Origin of the sequence: Scytonema sp. HK-05 (assembly GCF_963872035.1) — a bacterium.
GTDB lineage: Bacteria > Cyanobacteriota > Cyanobacteriia > Cyanobacteriales > Nostocaceae > Kalymmatonema.
Map to the genome: position 1 here is coordinate 1 of NZ_CAWMYC010000009.1, position 25,295 is coordinate 25,295.

Below are 25,295 nucleotides of genomic sequence, written 5' to 3' on the forward strand. Positions count from 1 at the left end.
TACAGAGGAGAGTTTGAAAAAAGAGATTCCGGTTTATTCCGTTTTCTCGCTACACGGATAGAGCGAGTATCAACTTCTATGTTGCCAGCAGCACCATCGCCAGTACTGCTAGCAGTGATTTGAGCACCATCTTTGAGGGACACTGAAGCAGCATTGATGTTGATGTTGCCACCATTACCCACACCTGTTAATCCCACTGTGCTGAGGATGCCCACATTGTTGACAAGCTCAACAGAATTTGTTGCTCGCACCGACACACTGCCCGCATTCCCTTGTCCCAAAGTACTGGCATTGAGTCTGCCACCATCGCTTAAAGACAAGGAACCAGAGGAAATAGTAATGTTCCCCCCATTACCCACAGCCCCCGTTTCAACAGAGCTGAAAATCGCACTGGCAGGGCTGTCCTTGACCCCAGCAATCGTTACAGGACCTGTGACATCAACAGTAACATTGCCTGCATCCCCCCTTCCCGGTGGCTGGTCGGAAGATGCTTCACGAACCGCAGTTGCCAGTTGAGCGCTATCTTTGAGTGACAGTGTTGCAGCGTTAATGTTGATATTGCCACCATTGCCCACACCTCCTGCTGCCACAGTGCTGAAGATGTTCCCATTGACAAGTTCAACAGAATTTGTTGCTCGCACCGACACGCTGCCTGCATTCCCTTGTCCCAAAGTGCTGGCAGTCAGTGCAGCGCCATCGGTTAAGGAGAAGGAGCCAGTTGTGATATTAATGTTGCCACCATTGCCCACACCTCCTGCTCCCACAGTGCTGAAGATGTTCCCATTGACAAGTTCAACAGAATTTGTTGCTCGCACCGACACACTGCCCGCATTCCCTTGTCCCAAAGTACTGGCAATCAGTGCAGCGCCATCGGTTAAAGAGAAGGAGCCAGTTGTGATATTGATGTTGCCACCATTACCCACACCTCCTGCTTGCACATAGCTGAAGATAGCCCCGTTGACAAGCTCAACAGAATTTGTTGCTCGTACCGACACACTGCCCGCATTCCCTTGTCCAAAAGTACTGGCACTCAGTTGAGCACCATCGCTTAAAGAGAAGTCCCCAGAGGAAATAGTAATGTTCCCCCCAGTGCCCACAGCCCCTGTTCCCAAAAAGCTGAAAATTGCACTGGGATTTCCGTCCTTGATCCCAGCAATCGTTACAGGACCTGTGACATCAATTGTGATATTGCCTGCATCCCCCCTTCCGGCGGGCTGGGTGTCAGATGCTCTACGAACTAAGGTTTGCAGTTGAGCGCCATCTTTAAGGGATAGTGTTGCAGCGTTGATGTTGATATTGCCACCATTGCCCACACCTCCTGCTGCCACAGTGCTCAAGATGTCCCCATTGACAAGCTCAACAGAATTTGTTGCTCGTACCGACACACTGCCCGCATTCCCTTGTCCCAAAGTACTGGCATTGAGTCTGCCACCATCGCTTAAAGAGAAGTCCCCAGAAGAAATAGTAATGTTCCCCCCATTGCCCACAGCCCTCGGGTCTACAGTGCTGAAAATCCCACTCCTAACCCCAGCAATCGTCACTCTTTCTGTGACATCAACTGTGACATTCCCAGCATCTCCCCTTCCAACTGGCTGATTGTTAAATGCTCGACCACCAACAAAAGTTAGCAGTTCAGCACCATCTTTAAGGGAAAGTGAAGCAGCTTTAATGTCGATATTGCCTCCTTTGCCCACACCTCCTAATTCCACAGAGCTGAAAATGGCAGTGCTACTGCCTGCAAGCTCAACTGCACCCGACGCTCGCACCGACACGCTGCCTGCATTTCCTTGTCCAAATGAGGTGGCATCGAGTCTGCCACCATCGTTTAAGGACAAGGAGCCAGTTGTGATATTGATGTTGCCACTATTACCTGTTGCTCGCGATCCCACATTATTGAATACATAACTGCCTACAAGTTTTATTTCCCCTGTAGCATTGAGGGTAATATCTCCCGCCTGACTACCAACTGACCCTAAGCCCTGCCCTATTCCAGCAGCAAGGAAACTTCCTCCCAAAATATCTAAATTACGGGCATTAACTGCAATACTCCCTCCACCGCCAGCATCCACACGGACACTAGCTCCATTTGTCAGAGATACATCTGCACGAGTTGCGTTATCAGGAAAGTTCAAACTTAAATTGTTGCCATTCACCTCTAACCCCACAGTTCCAGCAGAAGCCAATCCTCCCAACTCAACTCGTCCACCATAAGCATTCAGCCCACCACCATCCATGTTGACATTGCCACCTACTAGCAGCAAGCTCTTACCATCAGGAACACCTAAACCAAAAGCCCGAAATCCAGCAGGATCTCTTCCTGCTGGTGCTACTGAGTTATTTTGGATGGCTGCAGCGATTTGGTTGGAGACTAGAGCAGAAGGATTGATTGTCAGCAAGGGTGAGGGGGCTTCTGGATTAGTAGCGCTGAAAAAGCCGATATTGCCAAATTGGATCGCATTTGCCGTTGTTGCCACAAATGAACCGCCAACATTCAAACTGGCATTTGGACCAAAGATAATCCCATTCGGATTAAGCAGAAACACGTTAGCTGAACCATTGGCGCGGATGAAACCATCAATGTTAGATATCGATCCACCTGTTACCCGGCTAATGATGTTTTGAATGTTAAGCGCATTATTGAAAAAAGCTCCGTTACCAGTGCGAATAGAGAATTCTTGGAAACTGTGGAAAAGGTTGTTTCCTGCTTGTGTTCCGCCAGTGATATTGATGGTGTTACCAGAGGGAGTGACAATAGAATTATTGGGTAAAGTCCCATCTGGTGTAATTTGCGCAAGAGCGGAATGTGCATTGAAAGTATTTGCACTCGCGATCGCAACCCCAAACAAGCAGCCCCAGCAACCGATCCTAGACATTACACCCTCAGCTTTTTACAGGTTTACATTATTACTCAGTAAACCACAATTAGTGGAATTAGTGTCATGCTAATAAGCGAGTAATCCACAACTATTAATACTCTCTTCAACTGCACCCAATGCCAAAAGTGTCGCCCGCTGTGGCTCACTTAAACCAACGACTCCCGTAATATTCATTCCTTCATAAGGTCTGGGACTTCTGAGAATTTTTATACACTCGCCCGTTTCGATATTCCAAAGCCGGATGGTCTGGTCTTCGCTGCTACTTGCAAGAAGGTGAGACTCGAGAAATGCGACTGCATAAATCCATCGTGTGTGACCTTGAAGAATTTTCAAGCACTGCCCAGTTTCTACATTCCAAATTCTCACAGTTTTGTCAGTACTTGCACTTGCCAGCAGGCGACCATCTAGACTGTAAGTCACACTCACAACAGCGCTAGAATGTCCATGCAGAGTTGAGAGACATTCTCCAGTCTCAACATCCCAAATTTTTATCGTTTTATCTTCACTACCGCTTGCTAAGATTTGCCCATCTGGACTAAAGACGACTGACCAGGTTCCATGAGTGTGTCCTGTAAATGTTTTGATGCACACTCCTGTCTGCACATCCCAACCTCGAATCAGGAAATCAGCACCAGCACTAATCACGAGTTTACCATCGCGACTAAAAACAGTTGAGACAGCAGCGGTATCATGTTGAAAAACGTGCAGACATTCCCCACTATGCACATCCCATATTCTTACTTGTTTATCACTACCAGCACTCGTTAGATGCCCATTGGGACTAAAGGCGACTGAAAGCACCCAACTTGTGTGTCCTCGCAAAATTTTTAGGCACTCTCCAGTTTGAATATCCCAAATTCTCACCGTTTCATCAGAACTGCCGCTTGCCAAAGTTCTCCCATCTGGACTGAAAGCGACAAAGCGCACCCAGTTTTTATGACCCTCTAAAGTTCTGATACACTTGCCAGTATTGATGTCCCAAAGTTTAACTTTTTGGTCTTCACTACCACTCGCTATCATCGGGAAGTCGCCAAGATGATTGCGTGGAGAGACGGCTAATGCCCAAATACCGCTACCATATCCGTAAAAGGTGCGGAAACATTTTCCTGTGCTAATATCCCAGAGTTTAATAGTTTGGTTGTCATCACTGGCAATCAGATGTTGTCCGTTGGGACTAAAGGCAAGCGATCGCAAAGTATTGGTGTGTCCTTGTAATGTTTTAATACATTCTCCAGTATGAATATTCCATAGTCGGATAGTTGTGTCACCACTACCACTGGCAATGGTCTGACCGTCACTACTACAGACAACACACCAAACATGGTTTGTATGACTTTGAAGCGTTTGCAGACATTCCCCTGTTGACACATCCCAAATCTTAACAGTTGCATCTGCACTACCACTCACCAACATTTTACCATCTATACTAAATACTACAGACCACACATCATGAGTGTGTCCACGCAATGTTTTCAAACATTCGCCAGTATTGACATCCCAAAGTTTAATCGTTTGGTCTAAACTCCCACTTGCTATAGTTCGACCGTCAGAACTACAGGCAACACAGCCAATCCAATCCGTATGTCCTTGCAATGTTTTTAAACACTCTCCACTCTGGATATCCCACAGTATGATTGTTCGGTCAATACCGCCACTGGCAAGGATGGGATGATAGTCACTTGAATTTGGCTGTTCAAACAAAGCTGCAGTCCAAACAAAGGAATTATGCCCACGAAATACTTGCAAACATTCACCTGTTAAATTCCACTGCTTGACAGTTTGGTCGTCGCTAGCACTAAATAAGGTGCGACCGTCAGCGCTAAACACAATCGACCGAACCCAGCCTGCGTGTGCTTCCCAAGTCAAACATTGTTGTCCATCTGTTGCTTGCCATAGGGAAATTTTGCCGTCAGTATCCCCAGTTGCCAGAAGACAACCATCTGGACTCACTGCTACTGTGAAGATGTAGCTCAGATTTGCAGTAAAGGTAGATTTTGCTAAATCCGAATGAGCGAAGTTTGTCTGATGTAAGTTTACACCTTTTAAATCTGCTTGCCAAATTGTCAAACCAGAAAAGTCATGACCATCTAAATCGACATTTAGCTGACGAAGCAAATTGATAGTATTTCCACCAATATAACCCGTATCAATTGGTTTATTCCCGCGCAGTGAGGCAAGAATTGTCATCAACTGAGTTTCAATTCGAGTTACATTGCCAAAGATAGAAAGTAACTGTTTAATAACAGGGTTAAGAATGAGGTAAATCTGAATTTCTTTGATGTAGTCTTTTGCTGTAGCTTTGATAAGAGCATGAGTTTTGAAAAGGTAAATTGTCTGTGTTTCTACTTCGGTACAGACCTGTTGAATCAGGCGACTGGTCATATACTCCATCAATACAGGTTGCAGCGTAAATGTAGAGATGTTGTGTATAATATCTTTAGCAATTTCAATGAGCGATCGCCTTTCCAACGCTTGTAGTGCTTCTAGTAGTTGAGAACTGGAAATAGGCGATAGTAAATCAGCTTGTATTTCTGCAAAAGCGACAGGTTCACGGTTAATTGCCAACCAGTACATAATTTCTTGCTCAATGGTTGACAAGCGCTGAAATTGCTGCTCAATTATATCTTGAATATCACCAAATACGACTGTACCTTGAGAAAGAAACCTAGAAATATTACTATCAAATAAATCTCTAATCGTTGTCGCTACAATTTTCAGCGCCAGCGGATTCCCCGCGTAAGATTGAATTAAGTTTTGCCACTCATAAGTTGAGCCAGTAAAATATCCTTTACAGCGAAATATTCCTTGTCCGTCTGCTGTTGATAAACCAGACAATTGCATAGACCGAACGGGCAAGATTTCACCTTCTTGAACTGCAACTTCTCTAGGCTTTTCTCGGCTTGTCATCACCAAGCAACTTTGATGGCGTGACTCACCAATTCGCTTAAAAAGTTCGCCATATTCTTCATATCCTGTGCGGTAGTGTCCTGTACGAGTGCCTAGTTCACTGCTGCATAGAATTGTTTCTGTATTATCAAGAATAACAAGACAGCGATGTTTTTGTAAATAACTCAACAGTAGAGAGATTTTATCACTAACAGAGTCTGGTAAATTAGTTTCCTTTTGTTGTGAAAGAAATTGAATCAAGCCAATCAGCAGTGGTTCAATTGGTGGCGCGTTGTGGAGCGATCGCCAGACAACAAACTCAAATTGCTGCTGTAGTTTTTCCCCCAGCTTCACAGAAAGGGAAGTTTTTCCAATTCCACCAATTCCTAATATTGCCACTAATCGACAACGGTCTTGGATAATCCACTGGTCTAATTTTGCTAGTTCTTGAGAACGTCCGTAAAAGATAGAAACGTCTATCGCCTCACCCCAGTCTTGTAAGCCAGATGAGCCAGATGAGGGGGATGAGGAAGATGAGGGAGTCATTACTTCCCCTGCTTCCCCTGCTTCCCCTGCTTCCCCTGCTTTTCTTTCCTGGATGCTACGAGAACACCATCTTCTCAGGGTTGAGCGAAGGTTATCTTTAGTTACTTTCTCGCCCATTGCTTGAGAAAGCATTTTCCAGAGTCGAAAGCCTACAATTTTGATGTACTCGGCATCATAACCGAATTCTTCGGCAATCTGGGGATAGGTTTTACGTTCCCAAGACTGTCGAAAAATAACTTCTTGCAAGTCATTTAAAGATGCCGTCTCAAGAACCGTTTCAACAATGGCTAAGGCTTCTTCAATTGTCATTGGTCACAAATAGTGCTAACGAAAGCTAACTGAATGTTGTAACTTTCAATAACTTTTAGTTACTGCAAAGACTATGGGATTTTTTTTACTATGCATTCAGTTGTTGATTCCAAGTGAACAGCAACTATAACCATACTTTATCACTGTAATCATTTTAGGATATGACCACAACCTTACAACGTCGCGAAAGCACAAACGTATGGGAGCGCTTCTGCGAGTGGATCACCAGCACCGAAAACCGTTTATACGTTGGTTGGTTCGGTGTGTTGATGATTCCCACACTGCTAGCCGCCACCACCTGCTTCATCATTGCATTCATCGCTGCTCCTCCGGTTGACATTGACGGTATTCGTGAGCCTGTTGCAGGTTCATTAGTATACGGCAACAACATCATCTCTGGTGCAGTTGTTCCTTCTTCCAATGCGATCGGCTTGCACTTCTACCCCATCTGGGAAGCAGCTTCCCTCGATGAGTGGTTGTACAACGGTGGTCCATACCAGTTGGTAGTATTCCACTTCCTGATTGGCGTATTCTGCTACTTGGGTCGTGAGTGGGAATTGTCTTACCGCTTAGGTATGCGTCCTTGGATCTGCGTAGCATTCTCTGCTCCTGTAGCAGCAGCAACCGCAGTATTCTTGATTTACCCCATCGGTCAAGGTTCCTTCTCTGACGGTATGCCCTTGGGTATCTCTGGTACATTCAACTTCATGTTGGTGTTCCAAGCTGAACACAACATCCTGATGCATCCCTTCCACCAGTTAGGGGTTGTGGGTGTGTTTGGTGGAGCTTTAATTTCTGCCATGCACGGTTCTCTTGTGACCTCTTCCTTGGTGCGTGAAACCACCGAGCAGGAGTCCGCGAATTACGGTTACAAATTCGGTCAAGAGGAAGAAACTTACAGCATTGTTGCTGCTCACGGTTACCTGGGACGCTTATTCTGGCAGTATGTCAGCTTCGACAACTCACGTTCTCTGCACTTTGTCTTGGCTGCTTTGCCTGTGATTGGAATCTGGTTCACTGCCTTGGGCGTCAGCACAATGGCATTCAACCTCAACGGATTCAACTTCAACTCTTCGGTAATTGACTCTCAAGGTCGTGTAATCAGTACATGGGCGGATATCCTCAACCGCGCCAACCTGGGTATGGAAGTGATGCACGAGCGTAACGCTCACAACTTCCCCCTCGACTTAGCTAGCGGCGAGCAAGCACCTGTGGCTGTGGCTGCTCCTGCTATCAATGGCTAGGTTCCTCAAGATTTAGATTTCGTGGTCTGTTTTATAAGTGCTTAATTAATGCGTCCCGCAAGTGGGGCGCTTTTTTGTGTCTAAGTACAGGCGTTGCATAAGTTCGTAACTTTTTTAAACGCAGAGGAACGCCAAGGTAGCGCGGAGGGACGCAGAGTCTCACCAAATTTAATCCGCTACGAATTTTGGAAGTCCCTATATCCTTACCAACTTTTTTTAATAGGGTTAAATTCTGGGAAATATGGAGAAAGATAAATCAGACGTGCTCGATGTTCCTCACTATGTATCAAGCAAAAACGTATCAAGCAAAAATGATTCACCTTCAAGATATTTATGAAGGTGCCTCTTAGCAATATGTTGAACATCCTTTGAAATCCATTCATGTTCTTTTGGATTATTCACATGAAAGGAGTAATTATATATGATTGCCATGATAAAGAACCCTTCTACTATTTGTAAGTAACGCTCGGGTAACTTACGAATAGTTTGATAACCTTGAAAAAATGAGGGTCTCACTTGAGGAAGTAAATGTTGAATTGACTCAGCAATATCATAAAGGTAGTATCCAAAGCCACAACGAGCGAAATCAATTGGTCGAATTTGTTCGTTGTGAAATAGATAATTGCTTTCATGTAAATCTGCATGAATTAATCCCCAAATATCTTGTGCTTGACCCAGTGTTTTCATCATGCTTTCAATCTTTTGGGTTGCTACTGTAAGCATCCTATAATGCTCAGGTGAAATCAAGCCATAAGACACTGCTGGGTAAAGTGCTGAAAGTGCTGCACGCAGACGATTTTCATCAAATATTGGGCGTACAAAATTATGTGGTAATTTCCACTGACTACTATGGCGATGCAGTTGAGCCATTAATGAGCCGAGCTGGTGAGCTTGTTGTGGTGTTCGATGAGTATCACAGACGTAGCCATCAATCCAACGTAGCAATGAGCAATAAAAAACATCTTGGGTATCATCGGCTAACACTTGCGTCACCCATCTACCCTCTAAATTTTGCAATGGCTCTTGCACTATTACATTGGTATCACGACGCAAGGCCGCAAGCCACAAAAGTTCTGATTCGATAATATCTGGTCTTTGCCATATATCATCCTGTAACCCTGAAAATGCTTGATGGATACGGAGGAGGAACTTTTCCTCTGGTGCTTCCACATAAAAGGTCACGTTTCCACTATGACCCAGAAACCGAAGTTCTCCCTCAACTACAGCATATTGATTGAGTGCAGCCTTGGCAATGCGTTCGTAAGCGCCAGTCTGTGCCATTATTTACAATGTCTAAGAAAGGTTGTGTTGCAAAAAAAATATTTTAATGCGTATTTGCTGTCCATCTGTGCCCACGGTCATGGCGATTGATTCCTCTCAATGATTGGTTTTTATCTTCTCATGCTAATGTACCTAAAACAAAAAGCTTACAATTATGATGGCTTATGATGACTCTAGCAACAACTTTAACAAATAGAAAATGACTCAACTCATCTCTTACGTTAATGGAAAATATGTCCCATCAGATCAGGCTTCGCTGCCACTTAATGATTTAGGGATTGTACGAGGCTATGGAGTATTTGATTATCTCCGGACTTATAACAGAGTACCATTTAGACTACGAGAACACGTTCAAAGGCTGCAAAAATCCGCAGAATTAATTGGCTTAAGTTTGCCGTGGTCAACTGAGGAAATAGAAGGAATTACTCAAGAAACACTTAGGCGCAATAATCTCCCAGAAGCTAGCATTCGGCTTATTGTGACTGGCGGTTCTTCAGCCGACTTTATTACTCCTCCCGAACAACCAAGTCTAGTGGTTATTGTCACTCCTGTTGCCCAATATCCAGTGGAATATTATGAAAAAGGGGTCAAAGTTGTCACTGTGCCAATAGAACGGTTCATTCCTCAAGCAAAAACCCTGAATTATATCTCTGCAATTATGGCACTACAACAAGCAAAACGCGCTAATGCTATTGATGCACTGTATGTTAATCAGCAGAGCCATGTATTGGAAGGAACGACTACAAATTTCTTTGTTTTTCGAGACTCTCAACTGATTACACCAAAAGAAAATATTCTTAATGGTATTACAAGAAATGTTGTGCTGGAACTTGCTAAAAATCGATTCGAGATAGTTGAGCAACCAATTTATTATAGCGATTTGAATAGTTGTGATGAAGCTTTTATAACATCTTCTACGAAGGAGATTATGCCCGTAGTTCAAATTGATGACCTACAGATATCTAATGGAAAACCGGGAGAAAAAACTCAACTTCTCATCGATTTATTTAACAATTATACTAGTTTAGGTCAAGTATAAATATAAACGATTTAAACTACTTAAAATATGCTGTGCGTATGCGTGCGCCACGCTTTGCGCTTACAGGCGATCGCCTTTGCCACTGCCCCGAATCGCGATTGGGCTGTCTTCCCACTGCGCTCCGCGCAATCGCCACTCATCCAGTGTCGTGAGACATGATTGGAGAAAAAATATGGAGAGAAGCATGATTGGAATGTCTGCACAACCAAAGCCGCCCGTTGCGCCTGTCAAACCCGTTACAGACGACTACTTCGGCACGAAGGTAACGGACAATTACCGTTACATGGAGAACTTCAACGATGAAGAGGTGCAGCAGTGGGTGAAAGCACAAGCTGACTATACAACTAATTTGCTCAAACAACTGCCTGGGCGCGATGCTTTTTTCAACCGCATGATCGAATTAGAGGCTTCCGTTCCGGCAAAGATGGACTGCGTGTTGCGGCTTGCCAACGGCAAACTTTTCTACCTCAAACGGGAAGCACAAGACGATGTGTGGAAACTTTACCTGCGCGACGGCATGAACGGCAGCGAAATTCTCTTGGTCGATCCTGAACAATTCAAACAAGAAACAGGCAAGCCCCACGCGATAAATAGCTTCATCCCGTCGTGGGATGGCAAGTATGTGATGTATGCTATTTCAGCAAGCGGCTCGGAAGAGACTTCGCTGTATGTGATGGATACTCAAACTCTTAAAAATGTAGACGAACCAATTTCGCGGCTGCATTACGGTGGAAGTTGGTTACCCGATAACCAGTCGTTCCTCTACACCCGCCATCAAGAGATGAAAGAAGGCATGGCGATAACCGAAAAGAATCAAAACAGCAAAGTCTATTTGCACAGACTTGGCACGGATGTAGAACAAGATACCCTTGTCCTTGGTCATGGAGTGACTCCTTTAGTGGACGTTTCGACCGTAGCATCTCCATTTATCATCACCGTTCCAAATTCCGACTATGTATTTGCGGTCATCCTCTACGGCACGCAGAAAGAACTTGACCTTTATGTCGCAACTCTTGCTTCATTCAATCAAGGAACACCCGAGTGGAAAAAGGTCTGCGATGCGATCGATGAAGTAAAACTCTTTGACGTGCATGGAGAAGACCTGTATTTGCTGACGCACAAAAATGCGCCTCGCTACAAGATTGTCAAAACTTCGTTGAAAAACCCTGACTTTTCTAGTGCTGAACTCGTCATGGACCAAAGCGACCAGAGTATTGAAATAATGGTTGCCGCTCAAGATGCGCTTTATGTGCTAACAAGCGACAATGGCATTAACAAAGTCATTCGCATTGCTTACGACGGTAAAGCAGAACCACTCAACCTGCCGTTTGATGGCACAGTCGATTTTTTTGGAAATGACCCCAGAGTTTCAAAAAATGATGCCAGAGTGGAAGGAATTCTCCTGGCTATGACCACTTGGACGAGATTCTACAGCATCTACGAATACAATCCGAAAACAGAAACCTTTATGGAGACAGGTTTACAACCAAAAGGTAAATATGATGCACCGGATGATTTAATTGCTAAGGAAGTTGAGGTCAAATCATACGATGGGACGATGGTACCGCTCTCTATTGTCTACAAAAAAGGTATCAAGCTTGATGGCTCAAATCCATGCTGGCTGACTGGCTACGGGGCTTATGGCTTCTCCCTGTACCTACCCTACCAACACCAAGATTATGCATGGTATGAAAAAGGCGGCATTATGGCTTTTGCCCATGTGCGCGGCGGTGGCGAAAAAGGGCAAGAATGGTATCGTGCCGGATTTCAGCAAACCAAGCCGAACACCTGGAAAGATTTTATTGCTTGCGCCGAATATCTCATTGAACAGAAATACACCTCACCTGCAAAACTGGCGGGCGAAGGCATAAGCGCAGGCGGTATCTTGATTGGCAGAGCCGTAACAGAGCGTCCTGACCTGTTTGCCGTGGCAATTCCACGGGTGGGTGCCATGAATGCGATTCGCTTTGAAACAACGCCAAACGGCGTGAATAATATTCGTGAATTTGGCAGTTGCCAAACGGAAGCCGGGTTCAAAGCACTTTATGAAATGGATGCGTTTTTGCACGTCAAGCACGGTGTGAACTATCCGGCAATGATGATTACGCACGGCATCACTGACCCTCGATGCGAGCCTTGGCAATCAGCAAAGTTTGCGGCGCGGGTTCAAGCCGCCTCAGCCAGCGGCAAACCTGTCTTGCTCCGCATTGACTACGAAGCAGGACACGGCGTTGGCTCAACCAAAACGCAACGTCTCCAAGAACGAGCCGACATTTTCACTTTTATGATGTGGCAATTCGGGATCGAGGACTAAGCTGAAAATCCTACAATTTGCACACCATCTTTTAATGAAACTCTTGTAGGGAGGGTCGGAAAGCCCGCCCAAATTGTGCAGCAGCGCGGCGTTTCCTCTCCTCTGGGCGACGGTCAGCCCCTTCTCCTTCGGAGACGCTACGCGAACGGGGAAGTCAAAAGTGAAGGTAACAAGTCAAAAGTAAGAACCCCATAACTGAAGTTGGGGGCTTGTACCTTTTTCTTCCTGGTCATATCTTGCGGTAATTGTAGGATTGGAGTGACCAGTGAACAGTGAACAGTGACCAGTGACCAGTGAACAAAAAGCTGATAACTGATAACTGGTAACTGATAACTGTTATATGATAAATTTTTGGGATGATAATCACGCTTAAAAATTCCGAAATCAAACTGACAGTTAGACCTGACCTTGGTGGTCGTATCGACCAACTGCAAGACCTCCAAACTGAACACCAATGGCTTTGGCATCCTCTAAGCTATGACGAGTCGCAAACGAGAACGCTTGCATTAGGTGCATCCTTCGACGACAATTGGACAGGTGGCTGGGATGAGATTTTTCCTAACGATGCAGCAGGTATGTTTCAAGGTCGCCACCTAGTTGACCACGGGGAGTTATGGTCACAGGCGTGGGAGGTTGTTGAAACATCTAACAAAAGCGTGAAGATGGTGCGTTCTTGTCAAACTGTGCCAGTGAGGGTAGAAAAGATAATTCGACTTGATGAGAACAAGCCAGAAGCCAAAATTGAGTACCTGTTCCAGAACGAGTCCGATGAAACGATTCCGTTTTTGTTTAAACAGCATGCGGCGATCGCCATTGAGGAGGGGGACGAAATTCTCTTGCCGGATTGTCTGATTGAGCCTGCGGTTCTTGAATTTAGTAAAATCATCGGTCGTCAAGAGAAAACCCGCTTTCCCAAAGCTTTGGCGGCGGATGGAAGGGAAATTGAAGTGCAGCGCACACCACCGCGTTCTTCACAACTACAAGAGTTTTATTACAGCTCAAATTTGGCTAGAGGAGAATGCGGGATTCGCAATGAGCGATCGCAATCTGCTCTACTCATGAATTTTGACACCACCGATTTTCCTTATGTCTGGGTATTTCAGAGTTACGGTGGGTGGCACAATCATTACGTACTTGTACTAGAGCCTTGCACAAATATTCCCTACGATTTAGAGATTGCTTGCCGTAATGGCACTTCTGCACAGCTCTTACCCCATGAAGCACAACGTCGTACTTTGACCGTTCGCTTACAGCACTTTTAGGAGCGTGCCGTTCGCCGGCTTGCATGAGTTTAACTCATGAAAGCCATGTCATCCTTATCTCACCCATGCGCGAATTGCGGAAAGCGAACTTCCCTTTATGTTTTTATCAACTAGAAATTAATGATAATGAGTGATTTCCGGGGCGATCGCTTGAGGATGTAACTTCGTGTTTTTTAAAGAAAGCGAGAGTGCTAATATTGAGTACTGAAAATAGTTTGTAAACAAAATATAAGAGCAACTAGGAGCAATCTTGATTGGTCTTATTACTCAAAATTCCTATGGTGACAAATATAGAAAATTCTAATAATCAAGAGTTAGTTGGTTTTATCTGGAGCATTGCCGACAAACTCCGAGGTCCTTACCGTCCACCCCAATACCGCCGGGTGATGTTGCCTCTGATTGTATTGCGTCGTTTGGATGCTGTCTTAGAACCGACTAAGAAAGCTGTACTTGAGGCGAAGGCGAAATATTCGGCGATGGGTTTAGAAGGGGATGCTTTTGAGAAAGCGATCGCTAAAGTTGCAATTGGAGGCGAGAGGCAACAGCCGTTGTATAACCTTAGTGAATTTACGTTTCAAAAATTACTAGAGGATTCGGAGGGGATTGCTGATAATCTTAGAGCTTATATCAATGGTTTTTCGCCTCTGGCACGGGATATTTTTGAGAAATTTGAGTTTGATAACGAAATCCAGAAGTTAGATGAAGTTAACCGTCTTTTTGAGGTGATGAAGGCGATCGCCAGTCCTGAAGTTGATTTATCTCCGGCGAAACTCTCTAATCTACGAATGGGCTATCTGTTCGAGGAACTGGTGAGAAAGTTTAACGAGCAGGCGAACGAAGAAGCCGGAGATCACTTTACACCCCGTGAAGTCATTCGACTCATGGTGAATCTGGTTTTCTGTGACGAGCAAGATATTTTTAAACAAGGAATTTACCGGACAGTGTACGACCCCACAGCAGGAACAGGGGGAATGCTATCGGTAGCGGAGGAATACATTAAAAAGCAAAATCCTAAAGCAAATTTAGGGTTATTTGGGCAAGAGTATAATCCTGAATCCTACGCGATTTGCTGTTCTGACTTACTGATTAAAGATGAACCGATTAACAATCTTGTCTATGGCGACACCTTGGGGATAAAAAACGCCAAAAGCAAAAGTAATAATTTTTTACCCCGTGACGGGCATCCTGATAAAAAATTTCACTATATGTTTGCTAATCCGCCTTTTGGTGTGGAATGGAAACCAGAAGAGGATTTTATTAAAGATGAGTATGACAATTTAGGATTTAAGGGGCGTTTTGGGGCTGGTTTACCTCGAATTAATGATGGTTCGCTGTTGTTTCTGCAACACATGATATCGAAAATGCACTCATCCCCAGAGGATGGGGGTGATGGTTCTCGGATTGCCATTGTGTTTAATGGTTCGCCTTTGTTTACAGGGGATGCGGGTAGTGGTGAAAGTAATATTCGCCGTTGGATTATTGAAAATGACTGGCTTGATACGGTGATTGCTCTACCTGACCAGATGTTCTATAACACCGGAATTTTTACTTATATTTGGCTGGTGACGAATAAAAAAGCAGCGCATCGTCAAGGAAAAATTCAGCTTATTGATGGGACTCGCCATTTTCTGAAAATGAAAAAGAGTCTCGGTAATAAACGCAATGAGTTATCCCCTGAGCATATTGCGGAACTGGTGCGACTGTATGGGGATTTTGAGCAGAATGGTGTAAGTGAGGTGAAATCAGACGGGCAGATAGAAAAGCAGATTTGCTCAAAGATTTTTGAGAATCGGGAGTTTGGATTTCTCAAAATTACGGTGGAGCGTCCGTTGCGGTTAAATTTTCAGGCGAGTGAGGAACGGGTGGCTCGTTTGTCAGAGCAAAAGGCGTTTCAGGATTTGGCAACGAGTAAGAAGCGTAAAGATGCTAAGGTGCAACAGTTAGAAATGGAGATGGGTGAAAGTCTGCAAAATCAGATTTTAGATGCTTTGCGGTGTTTGGATGATAACAAGCTCTATATGTCCCGTGTTGAGTTTATGCGGGATTTGGAACGGGTGCTAAAGAATGCAGGGCTAAAGTTGAAAGAGCCGGTGATAAAAGCAATTTTAGCAGCGTTGAGTGAGGCAGATCCACAAGCCGAAATCTGTCGGGATAAGAAGGGGAATCCTGAACCGGATAGTAATTTGCGAGATACGGAAATTGTACCTTTACCAAATGATATTACGTTGCCGTTACCGTTGGAATATGACAAGGATGCGAGTGTAAATGAGTTGATTAAGTTGGTAAAGAGACATTGTGAGGAGTATTTAGAGGCAGAAGTATTGCCCCATGTACCGGATGCTTGGATTGATTTTGATAAAACCAAGGTGGGGTATGAGATTCCGTTAAATCGTCATTTTTATGTGTATCAGCCGCCTCGTCCTTTGGATGAAATTGAGAATGATATTAAATCGCTGGAGGCGGACATTATGGCGATGTTGGGTGAAGTAGTTTAACAGTTACCAGTTATCAGTTATCAGTTATCAGTTTCATCCGCAGGGTTTAAGTCCCCCACCAATTGGTGGAAAGCGTTGGTGGCGGGTTTAAATCCCTCACCATAGCAGGCGTCACTGGTCACTGTTTTAAGGATTACAATAAAAATATTAATCTTAAATAAGGAGGCTTTTTTGATATGCAAATTACGATTAATTTACCAGATAAGTTAACTGAGTGAGTTCAGGATAAATGGGGGGATTTATCTCAATAAAACCTTGAGAAATTAGTTCTAGAAGCTTTCCTAGAGGGGTTAATTAATTTTGATGAGTTTAGGCAAATGTTAGGTTTTAAGAATGATGTAGATTTCAAAGCTTTTTTGTCGGCAAATATTCCCCTTCATACTTCGGCATTATTGAATTTAGCGGGGAGTTGTGCGGATATAGATTTTACAATTGACGATTTGGGGATTGGTGATGAGATGGATGATGATTTAAACGGGGTTTTTGATGAGTAATTCTTCTCTTGTTTATTTACTAGATACTAATGCTTGTATAGTAGATTTAAAAAATAAAAACTCTAGTATTAATCGTCATCTTAATAACCTAGAAGCAAATAAGATTGCTGTTTGTTATGTGGTTAAAGCTGAGTTAGTTTATGACTTAATGCGTAGCAATAATCTTCAGAAGAGTTTAAATCTAAAAATGTTGTTTCTGTATCAGTTTGTATCTCTACCATTTGATGATAGCTGTGCGGAAATTTATGGCAAAATCCGGGCTGATTTAGCAAAGGCTGGAACTCCTATTGGCTCAAATGATATACAAATTGCTTTTATTGCTTTAGCAAACAATTTGATTCTAGTCACTCACAATGTCAGCGAGCTTAGTCGAGTTGAAGGGTTACAGATTGAAGATTGGGAAGTTATGTAATGGGTAAGTATCAGGGTTATGAAAAGTATAAGGATTCTGGTGTTGAGTGGTTGGGGGAGATTCCTCAACATTGGGACAGTATCACTATCAGTAGATTAACATCTAAAATAACTAATGGATATGTCGGTCCAACTCGTGACATTTTAGTTGAATCAGGCATTAGATATATACAATCACTTCATATTAAAGATGGAAAAATTTTATTTGATCGTGGTCATTACTTCGTAAAAAAAGAATGGTCTGACCAACATCAAAAATCAAAATTAAAACTTGGTGACATTCTTATAGTACAAACAGGTGATATAGGTCAAACAGCTTTAGTAAAAAAGGAGTACGAAAATTGTAATTGTCATGCTTTAATTATCATGACTCCTATCAAAGAAAAGATAGATGGAAGTTTTTTAGAGTTATTTTTACGTAGTCAAATAGGGCAATATTTTTTAAAGTGTTATCAAACAGGAGCTTTACATCCACACCTAAATGGTACGCAAATTAAAGATATCAAAATAACTTTACCCCCACTAGATGAACAACAAGCGATCGCCCACTTCCTCGACCATAAAACCAAACAAATAGATGACCTCATCGCCAAGAAAGAAGCCCTCCTCGAAAAACTCGACGAAAAACGCACCGCCCTCATCAGTCACGCCGTCACCAAAGGACTAGATCCAAACGTCCCGATGAAAGATTCTGGTATTGAGTGGTTGGGTGAAATTCCGAAGCATTGGGAAGTTATGCACCTTAAAAGAAAAGCTCAAGTAAGAGGTGGTGTAGCGAAAGGAAGAAAATTAGATAAAGAAGAAACTTTAGAGCTTCCTTATCTTAGAGTAGCTAATGTTCAAGATGGATACATTGATATATCAGATATTTCTTACATTGAAGTTTTACATAATGAAATAGAACGTTACTCATTGCATGATGGTGATGTTTTAATGAATGAGGGTGGAGATAATGATAAGCTAGGGCGTGGTGCTGTTTGGAAGGCTCAAATCAATCCTTGTTTACACCAAAATCATGTTTTTTCAGTCAGACCAAATGACAAAAAAATATCTTCATGGATTGCTTTATTAACATCATCTTTTTATGCAAAATTTTATTTTTTTAGTAGGGCGAAGCAATCAACAAATTTAGCATCAATATCATCAACAAACATAAAACTTTTTCCTGCTATTTTTCCACCAGAATCAGAAAGACAAGAAATTAGAAATTATATATCAAATATTACAACCCAAATTGACCAACAAAAAGCCAAGATTCAAGAAGCCATCGAACTATTCAAAGAATATCGCACCGCCCTCATCACTAACGCTGTCACAGGTAAAATAGATGTGCGCCAAGTCCCTATCCCCTAACCTCAGAAACCACCATGAAACAAATTACCCTTACAGAACTTCCCGAAACCGTCCAAAACCTAATTAACCAAGCTCAAAAAACAGGTGAACCCCTCACCATCATCCAAAATGGTATCCCCTTCGCCATCATTTCCCCCATTCATAAAAAATCGCTCCTGCAAACACTTTCTACCCTTGAACCACTGGACGCAGACTTTGCCGACGTTGACGAAGGACTATGAACCTTTGCAGAACATCCCCAAACTCTGCAAAACCTAATTAACAAAGAGCAAAAAACAGGTGATAGATCACGATAGACTCTTTAAAGAATTAATCCAAACCTTCTTTTGGGAATTTATAGAACTCTTTCTACCAGAGGTTTTAGAGTATGTTGCACAAGACAGCCTAACCTTTTTAACAGAAGAAATATTTACCGATGTCACCACTGGAGACAAAAGAAGAATAGACTTATTAGCACAAGTAAAATGGAGAGGAGAAAACAGTTATTTTCTCATACATTTAGAAAATCAGGCATACAATCAAAAAGAATTTGAACGGCGGATGTTTCATTACTTCGCTCGTTTAGATGCTAAATATTTAATGCCAATATTTCCTATAGTTATCTTCTCCTACGATGAACCCAAAAGACCAGAGAAAAGCCAATATACCGTTAACTTTCCTCACAGAAAAATTCTAGAATTTAATTACTTTGCTATCCAACTAAATAACCTCAACTGGCGAACTTTTTTAAATAAACCAAACCCCGTAGCTGCCGCATTAATGGCAAAAATGGACTTTCAACCAGAAGAAAGAGTCCGAGTGAAACTAGAATGCTTAAGGATGTTAGTAACATTACAGTTAAATCCTGCTAAAATTGAACTAATTTCCGGTTTCATTGATACTTATCTCAAATTAAACGCCACAGAAGAACAAGAACTTGATACTGAACTAAAACAAGCCAACTTAGTTGAAGAGGCACAAATCATGGAAATTGTCACCAGTTGGATGCAGAAAGGAATTGAACAAGGAATTGAACAAGGAGAACAAAAAATTGTTAAAAAGCTAGTAAAACGGCGATTTAATAATATTGATTCCGCCTTGGAAAGTCGTATTGATTCCTTATCTTTAGAACAAATAGAAAACTTAGCAGATGCAATTTTTGATTTCCAATCTTTAGAAGACCTCATCAATTGGTTAGACCAACAAAATTAATTTACTCTTTAGAGGATCTTTTAAAAGATGTAGGGTGTGTTGTCGCACAGCGCAACGCACCTTGAATTGTTTACGGTGCGTTAGCCTACGGCATAACACACCCTACATTTACTTGAATTGTTTACGGTGCGTTAGCCTCACGGCATAAGAGGATGTCTGAGAAGTCAAAAATGTCATGCTGTTAGCGTAGCTCCTCGCAGAGCGAGGCACGTAGCGATAGCGTAGTGTTCGCGTAGCGTGCGCCTTAGCGCTCAGCATCTCAAAACTACGCCTCAAACTCTAGATTCTTCATTCCGCTGAGTCCCAAGGGGACACGCTGCGCGAACGCTACATTCAGAATGACAAACTATACCTTGCTTAAACTTTTCAGACATCCTCTAACACACCCTACATTTACTTGAATTGTTTACGGTGCGTTAGCCTACGGCATAACACACCCTACATTAGATTAATTCACGTTTATACTTAATTATGTTTATACTTCACACCTCATGCACACGGAAGACAAATTTGAGGACATCATCGAAAGGGAACTGCTGCAACTGAGTGGCTATCACCAAAGTAACCCCGCCGAGTACGACCTAGAAACCGCCCTTTTCCCCACTCAAATCATCAACTTTATCCAAACCACCCAGCCCACACAATGGCAACGCCTAGCCAACACCAGTGATGCCCAGAAAATCATTATAGATAGTCTCACCAAAGAACTCAAAAGCCGAGGAATGCTCGATGTCCTCCGCAATGGCTTCAAATGCTATGGTAAAACCCTGCGAATCGCCTACTTCCAGCCGAACACAGGCATGAACCCGGAAACTTTGGCACTCTACGAAAAAAATCGCCTCACCATCACCCGCCAAGTCACCATCAAAACTGGACGTATTCCGGATATTCTCCTCAGCATCAACGGTTTACCTATCGCCACCATCGAACTCAAAAACCCCTTCACTGGGCAAACCTACCAAAACGCCATCCACCAATACAGACACGATAGAGACCCCAAAGACCCCCTATTTACCTTTAAACAACGGTGCTTAGTCCATTTCGCTGTAGACACCGAAGAAGTTTGGATGACTACCAAACTCGCTGGAGAAAGTACTTATTTCCTACCGTTCAACAAAGGTAATAATCACGGTGCAGGCAATCCAGTGGGAGACAATGAAGAATATCGCACCAGTTACTTTTGGCTAGAAGTCTTACAAAAAGATAGTCTTTTGGACATCTTAGCCCGTTTTCTCCACATCGAAATTAAAGAAACCAAAATTCCCACCGCCACTGGCGTTAATTACCAGAAAAAAGAAACCCTGATTTTCCCCCGTTACCATCAACTTGATGTCGTCCGTAAACTCATCGCCCACACCAAACAACACAAAGCCGGACATAATTATTTGATTCAGCATTCCGCCGGATCTGGAAAATCAAACTCTATTGCTTGGTTAGCCCATCGCCTAGCCAACCTCCACGACAACCAAGACGAAAAAATCTTTCATACCGTTGTCGTCATCACAGATCGCACCGTACTAGATCAACAACTGCAAAACACTATCTATCAGTTTGATCATAAAGCCGGAGTTGTCCAGAAAATTGACGAAAACACCCAACAACTGGTTACAGCCCTCAGCGACGGTGTACCCGTCATCATTTCCACCATCCAGAAATTCCCCTTCATTACTAAAGCCATCGAGACTTTAGCCAAAAAAGGTAAAACCATAGACATTACCACCAAAGATAAACGCTTTGCCGTCATCGTTGATGAAGCCCACGGCTCCCAAACCGGAGAAACCGCCACAGAACTTCGCAAAATCCTTAATAAAGATGGTATCGAATCAGCGATCGCCGCTCAACTCCTGGAAGATGAACTTGAAGAAGACAACCTCAGTGATGAAGCCAAACAACAATTACTAAAAGAACAACTCAGCCGCACCAAACAACCAAACCTCAGCTACTTCGCCTTTACCGCCACCCCTAAGTACAAAACTCAACTCGTATTCGATGAACCCGCAGACAACGGCGAAGTCCCCTTCCATCTCTACACTATGCGCCAAGCCATTGAAGAAGGCTATATTAAAGACGTTTTGGCAAATTATACCTGTTACGATCGCTATTACGAACTTGTCCGCATATCCGAAAATAACCCTGACTTACCCCGTCGCCAAGCAGCCAAGCAAATCGCCCGATTCGTTGAACTTCATCCCCACAACATCGCCCAAAAAGTAGAAATCATCGTCGAACATTTCCGCAACCATACCCGCCACAAAATTGGGGGTAGAGCCAAAGCAATGGTTGTCACCCGTTCCCGTGAACACGCCGTTAAATACAAACTTGCTTTTGATAAATACATTAAAGAAAAAAACTATAGCGATATCAAATCCCTCGTTGCCTTTTCCGGTTCTATTGCCCTTGAGGAGTTACCCGGAGAAACATTTACTGAAGTCAACATGAATGGCGGCATCAAAACTTCAGAAATTCCTGATAAATTTGCCAGCGATGCCTATCAAGTGCTGCTTGTCGCCAACAAATTTCAAACCGGATTTGACCAACCATTGCTTCATACTATGTTTGTTGATAAACGACTCGATGGAGTCCAAGCCGTCCAGACTCTATCTCGCCTCAACCGTACCACCACAGGCAAAGAAGATACTTTCGTTCTAGATTTTGTCAACAAACCAGAAGACATCTACAAAGCCTTTAAACCCTATTACGAAGAAACGCCCGTTGGAGAAACCGCAGATCCGCAACAATTAAATGATTTGTCTTACCAGCTTTATGAATGGCAACTTTTTAGCCAAGACGATGTAAACCAGTGGTGTGAAATTTGGTTCCGCCCAAAAACCTCCCTCACCGGAGGCGAACACAAAAAATTAAATACATTACTAGACCCCATTATTGAAAATTATAAAGCCCTTCAAGACCCAGATAAAGAACAATTTAGAAGCCAACTTACCAGCTTCCGCAATCTCTACCTATTCCTTGCCCAGATTATCCCTTATCAAGATTCAGAACTCGAAAAGCTTTATGCCTATGGACGTTTTTTACTAAAGAAATTACCCCGTAGTCCCCAAGCTCCAAAAATTGATTTATCTGGAGATATAGAACTAAAATTTTATCGCCTTGAAAAAATCAGTGAAGGGAAAATTGATTTAACCGAAGGTAAAGCAGAACCTTTACGAGGTGCTAGCGCAGTCGGAAGCCAGCCAGATAAAGAAGTTCCCTTATCGCAGCTTATTGACTCCCTTAATGAACGTTTTGGTACTAGCTTCACCCCAGCCGACCAACTCTTTTTCGAGCAAATCACTGAAACGGCGATCGCTAATGACTCCATCAAACAAGCGGCTCAAGTCAATACAAAAGAAAACTTTGCCCCGGTTCTAGAAAAGCATCTTGAAAATCTATTTATCGAACGCATGGACGGTAACGAAAAAATCTTTATGCAAGTGATGAATAGTGAAGAATTTAAAGCAGTTGTGTTTGAGAAATTACTATCTAGTATTTATGAGAGTATTAACAATGAACATTCATGATTAGCACTTGGCACATTGGCAGCCATTGCATGAGTGCAGATGTGAATTTCTGTAGCGAAATCGTTATTAAAATCTGACATATTAAGCTTCACCACCTCAGCCTGTCGCAGTCCAGCACCGCGCAGGATAGCGATTAATGCAGCGTCACGGAATCCGGCGGGGGTGCGATCGCGCTCTTGCGCACTGCCCAAAGGGCGATCGCTATTCGGGACAGTGCGCCAAGTGCGATTGCGCTCTTGCGCAGTGCCCAAAGGGCGATCGCCAAAACAAACCTGCATCACTACAAGCTAAGTCCAGTACAGAATCTTAGCATTGGGAAAGCGCCGTCCAATCTCACCCTCAAAAAAGCGCTTCATAGTTTTCATCGTGTCATTATCATACACATACTTTGTGCCGCCAAACTTATTTCGCTTGACACTGCGTTTGTCTTCGTCCATGTCTAGTTTTGAATGGGGATACCACGTTTGCAACACTTCTTTTGAGCCAGGTGTAAAGCGGTGCGAGATGAGTTCAAAAGTGAGGTCACAATCAAAATCTAGTGCTTCGCTAATCTGGTCAAATAGACGACCATAATGCATCTCCCAATCATCTATGTGCATAATAGGTGCAATGACCAAACCTACGGGATACCCGCCACCACCTCGTTCTGGTGGTGGCGCTAACCGTCGCAATGCCATCAGTCGTGATGGTACGGACGCTGTACCACCTTCAAAGCGACCAGAAACAGGCGCAGCATTCACACTTATCCGGCAGCGTGTATGACCATTGTGTGGCAAATTGAGTAGCTCATCCACAGCATCAAACTTCGACACCCATCGTAGATGTGCGTCATTACGAGTACCAAAGTAGCGGATACATTCAGCAAGGCTTCCTGTCAGATGCTCGATGCCTAAAGGGTCAGTATAACAGCTAACTTCAAAAGTTGTTGGTTTCCCTGGTTTCTCGTAAGCTGCCAAATTCTCTAATATTTGCGGCAAGTTGGCAAACACGCGAATGACTGGCGGACCTTGCAAGCTACCTGCTAAGTAGCAATATTGACAGTGCGCCGGACAGCCTTCCGCAAGATGAAATTGCCAATCAGCCGATGGTGGGATAGGGCTGAGTTTAAAGGAACTGGGGGGAGCTGTCACAACTGCAAGGGTGCGTTTAGCAATATCATAAGTGTCGCGTTCAGATTCTCCACGCAAACCTGTCAGGCGATTTCGCGGTAACTCTTCTATAGGTAAGTTTAGAGACTGTACGCGTGCTAATATCTGCTGTCCCCACGGTTCAGCGATCGCAGCGGGTGTGAACAACACCTGCTCTGGCATCCATAATTTTGGTTGTCGCAAAGGTGTGTTTGGTGTCAGAAGATTGTCTGCAATCATCTATCTTGCTAATTCTTCCTAAGAAATGTAGGTATCAAGGCTCAACAGCAGAAAGACACAGTTGTGCCAAATATTAAATTTTTGTTATGGCGGTTCTCAATGAAATGCATTCCTAATGATCTTGTGGGATGGGTGTCTCGCCCGTCCTTGATTGCAGGGCAAGCAAGATGCCCACCCGACAAGAACTGTATTTCAAGCACATGAAAACTACCCACTTATGTGATGTAACTCTATTTTAAAGCCCTGATAAACGGGCTGGTACCTATAAATAGAGCGGGTTATACCCAACTAAAAGTAGTAATTTTCTACTGAAATTATTGCTAACTCTAACTATTGATACAGGCTCTCTTTTTCCTTTTTCAAAAGTTTTACTGTTAGCCACTCCTTAGAGGATGTTTGGAAAGCTCAAAATAAGTATAATTTGTCATTCTGAGCGGAATGAAATGGAGCGTAAGCGCAAAGCGTGCCGCTAGGCATACGCGCAGCGTGTCCCGAAGGGACTCAGAATCGCAATTTTCCGTTGTGGTTAGAGATGCTGAGCGCCCTTGGCGCACGCACTCGCGTTCACTACGCTGTCGCTTCGTGCCTCGCAGAGCGAGGAGCTACGCTAACAGCATGACATTTTTAACTTCTCAGACATCCTCTCAAGTTTTGTCACCGAAAAAATGGGTCTGAAGCCTCGCCCTTAAGCGGGCGACTTTTTTCGCCG

At 43.5% G+C, this 25,295-nt stretch carries 17 protein-coding genes; 12 read left to right on the forward strand and 5 right to left on the reverse strand.

What is annotated here, in order from left to right; all coding sequences use genetic code 11:
• Both AACT52_RS02630 and AACT52_RS02635 read right to left on the reverse strand, forming a co-directional pair.
• A partial coding sequence (locus tag AACT52_RS02630; RefSeq protein ID WP_073635994.1) for a two-partner secretion domain-containing protein occupies positions 1–2,873 on the reverse strand: 2,873 nt, incomplete at its 3' end.
• A 69-nt stretch (positions 2,874–2,942) separates the two neighbouring features.
• On the reverse strand, positions 2,943–6,617 hold the full coding sequence (locus AACT52_RS02635) for an NB-ARC domain-containing protein (protein WP_073635995.1): 3,675 nt from the start codon (positions 6,615–6,617) through the stop codon (positions 2,943–2,945).
• Positions 6,618–6,778: 161 nt separating this feature from the next.
• Between AACT52_RS02635 and psbA the strand changes: the two genes are divergently transcribed.
• The gene (psbA, locus tag AACT52_RS02640) at positions 6,779–7,861 is read left to right on the forward strand and encodes a photosystem II q(b) protein (protein ID WP_073635996.1); all 1,083 of its coding nucleotides are present in this window, start codon (positions 6,779–6,781) and stop codon (positions 7,859–7,861) included.
• A 279-nt stretch (positions 7,862–8,140) separates the two neighbouring features.
• Here the strand turns inward: psbA and AACT52_RS02645 are convergent, their stop codons facing one another.
• Positions 8,141–9,142, reverse strand: a complete 1,002-nt coding sequence (locus AACT52_RS02645; protein ID WP_073635997.1) for a phosphotransferase enzyme family protein — start codon at positions 9,140–9,142, stop codon at positions 8,141–8,143.
• A 199-nt stretch (positions 9,143–9,341) separates the two neighbouring features.
• Here AACT52_RS02645 and AACT52_RS02650 point away from each other — a divergent pair, with 199 nt between their 5' ends.
• From AACT52_RS02650 to AACT52_RS02700, 11 genes are all read left to right on the forward strand, one after another.
• Positions 9,342–10,181 carry an aminotransferase class IV gene (locus AACT52_RS02650; protein WP_073635998.1) on the forward strand — a complete coding sequence of 280 codons (840 nt, stop codon included), beginning with the start codon at positions 9,342–9,344 and terminating at the stop codon, positions 10,179–10,181.
• Between the two features lie 27 nt (positions 10,182–10,208).
• Positions 10,209–10,340, forward strand: coding sequence for a hypothetical protein (locus AACT52_RS41155; protein ID WP_445263916.1), 132 nt, complete (start codon positions 10,209–10,211; stop codon positions 10,338–10,340).
• A gap of 13 nt (positions 10,341–10,353) precedes the next feature.
• Positions 10,354–12,495, forward strand: coding sequence for a prolyl oligopeptidase family serine peptidase (locus tag AACT52_RS02660; RefSeq protein WP_083630790.1), 2,142 nt, complete (start codon positions 10,354–10,356; stop codon positions 12,493–12,495).
• A gap of 356 nt (positions 12,496–12,851) precedes the next feature.
• Positions 12,852–13,757 (forward strand): DUF4432 family protein, encoded by a 906-nt coding sequence (locus tag AACT52_RS02665; RefSeq protein ID WP_073636000.1) that lies wholly within the window; start codon positions 12,852–12,854, stop codon positions 13,755–13,757.
• Between the two features lie 278 nt (positions 13,758–14,035).
• Positions 14,036–16,252: a type I restriction-modification system subunit M gene (locus AACT52_RS02670; protein WP_073636001.1), complete on the forward strand. Its 2,217-nt coding sequence runs from the start codon at positions 14,036–14,038 to the stop codon at positions 16,250–16,252.
• A gap of 317 nt (positions 16,253–16,569) precedes the next feature.
• Positions 16,570–16,746, forward strand: a complete 177-nt coding sequence (locus AACT52_RS02675) for a hypothetical protein (RefSeq protein WP_233154209.1) — start codon at positions 16,570–16,572, stop codon at positions 16,744–16,746.
• Positions 16,739–17,158: a PIN domain-containing protein gene (locus tag AACT52_RS02680; RefSeq protein ID WP_073636002.1), complete on the forward strand. Its 420-nt coding sequence runs from the start codon at positions 16,739–16,741 to the stop codon at positions 17,156–17,158. Before AACT52_RS02675 ends, AACT52_RS02680 begins: the two co-directional genes overlap by 8 nt.
• On the forward strand, positions 17,158–18,510 hold the full coding sequence (locus AACT52_RS02685; protein WP_073636003.1) for a restriction endonuclease subunit S: 1,353 nt from the start codon (positions 17,158–17,160) through the stop codon (positions 18,508–18,510). Before AACT52_RS02680 ends, AACT52_RS02685 begins: the two co-directional genes overlap by 1 nt.
• Positions 18,511–18,524: 14 nt before the next feature.
• On the forward strand, positions 18,525–18,731 hold the full coding sequence (locus AACT52_RS02690; RefSeq protein WP_073636004.1) for a type II toxin-antitoxin system Phd/YefM family antitoxin: 207 nt from the start codon (positions 18,525–18,527) through the stop codon (positions 18,729–18,731).
• 58 nt (positions 18,732–18,789) lie between these two features.
• The gene (locus AACT52_RS02695) at positions 18,790–19,701 is read left to right on the forward strand and encodes a DUF4351 domain-containing protein (protein ID WP_198941099.1); all 912 of its coding nucleotides are present in this window, start codon (positions 18,790–18,792) and stop codon (positions 19,699–19,701) included.
• 491 nt (positions 19,702–20,192) lie between these two features.
• Positions 20,193–23,219 carry a type I restriction endonuclease subunit R gene (locus AACT52_RS02700; RefSeq protein WP_073636005.1) on the forward strand — a complete coding sequence of 1,009 codons (3,027 nt, stop codon included), beginning with the start codon at positions 20,193–20,195 and terminating at the stop codon, positions 23,217–23,219.
• Here the strand turns inward: AACT52_RS02700 and AACT52_RS02705 are convergent.
• The gene (locus tag AACT52_RS02705; RefSeq protein WP_073636006.1) at positions 23,189–23,497 is read right to left on the reverse strand and encodes a hypothetical protein; all 309 of its coding nucleotides are present in this window, start codon (positions 23,495–23,497) and stop codon (positions 23,189–23,191) included. The two genes, AACT52_RS02700 and AACT52_RS02705, sit on opposite strands and share 31 nt — an antisense overlap.
• A 9-nt stretch (positions 23,498–23,506) precedes the next feature.
• Positions 23,507–24,586, reverse strand: coding sequence for a spore photoproduct lyase family protein (locus AACT52_RS02710; protein ID WP_073636007.1), 1,080 nt, complete (start codon positions 24,584–24,586; stop codon positions 23,507–23,509).
• Between the last annotated feature and the right edge of the window lie 709 nt (positions 24,587–25,295).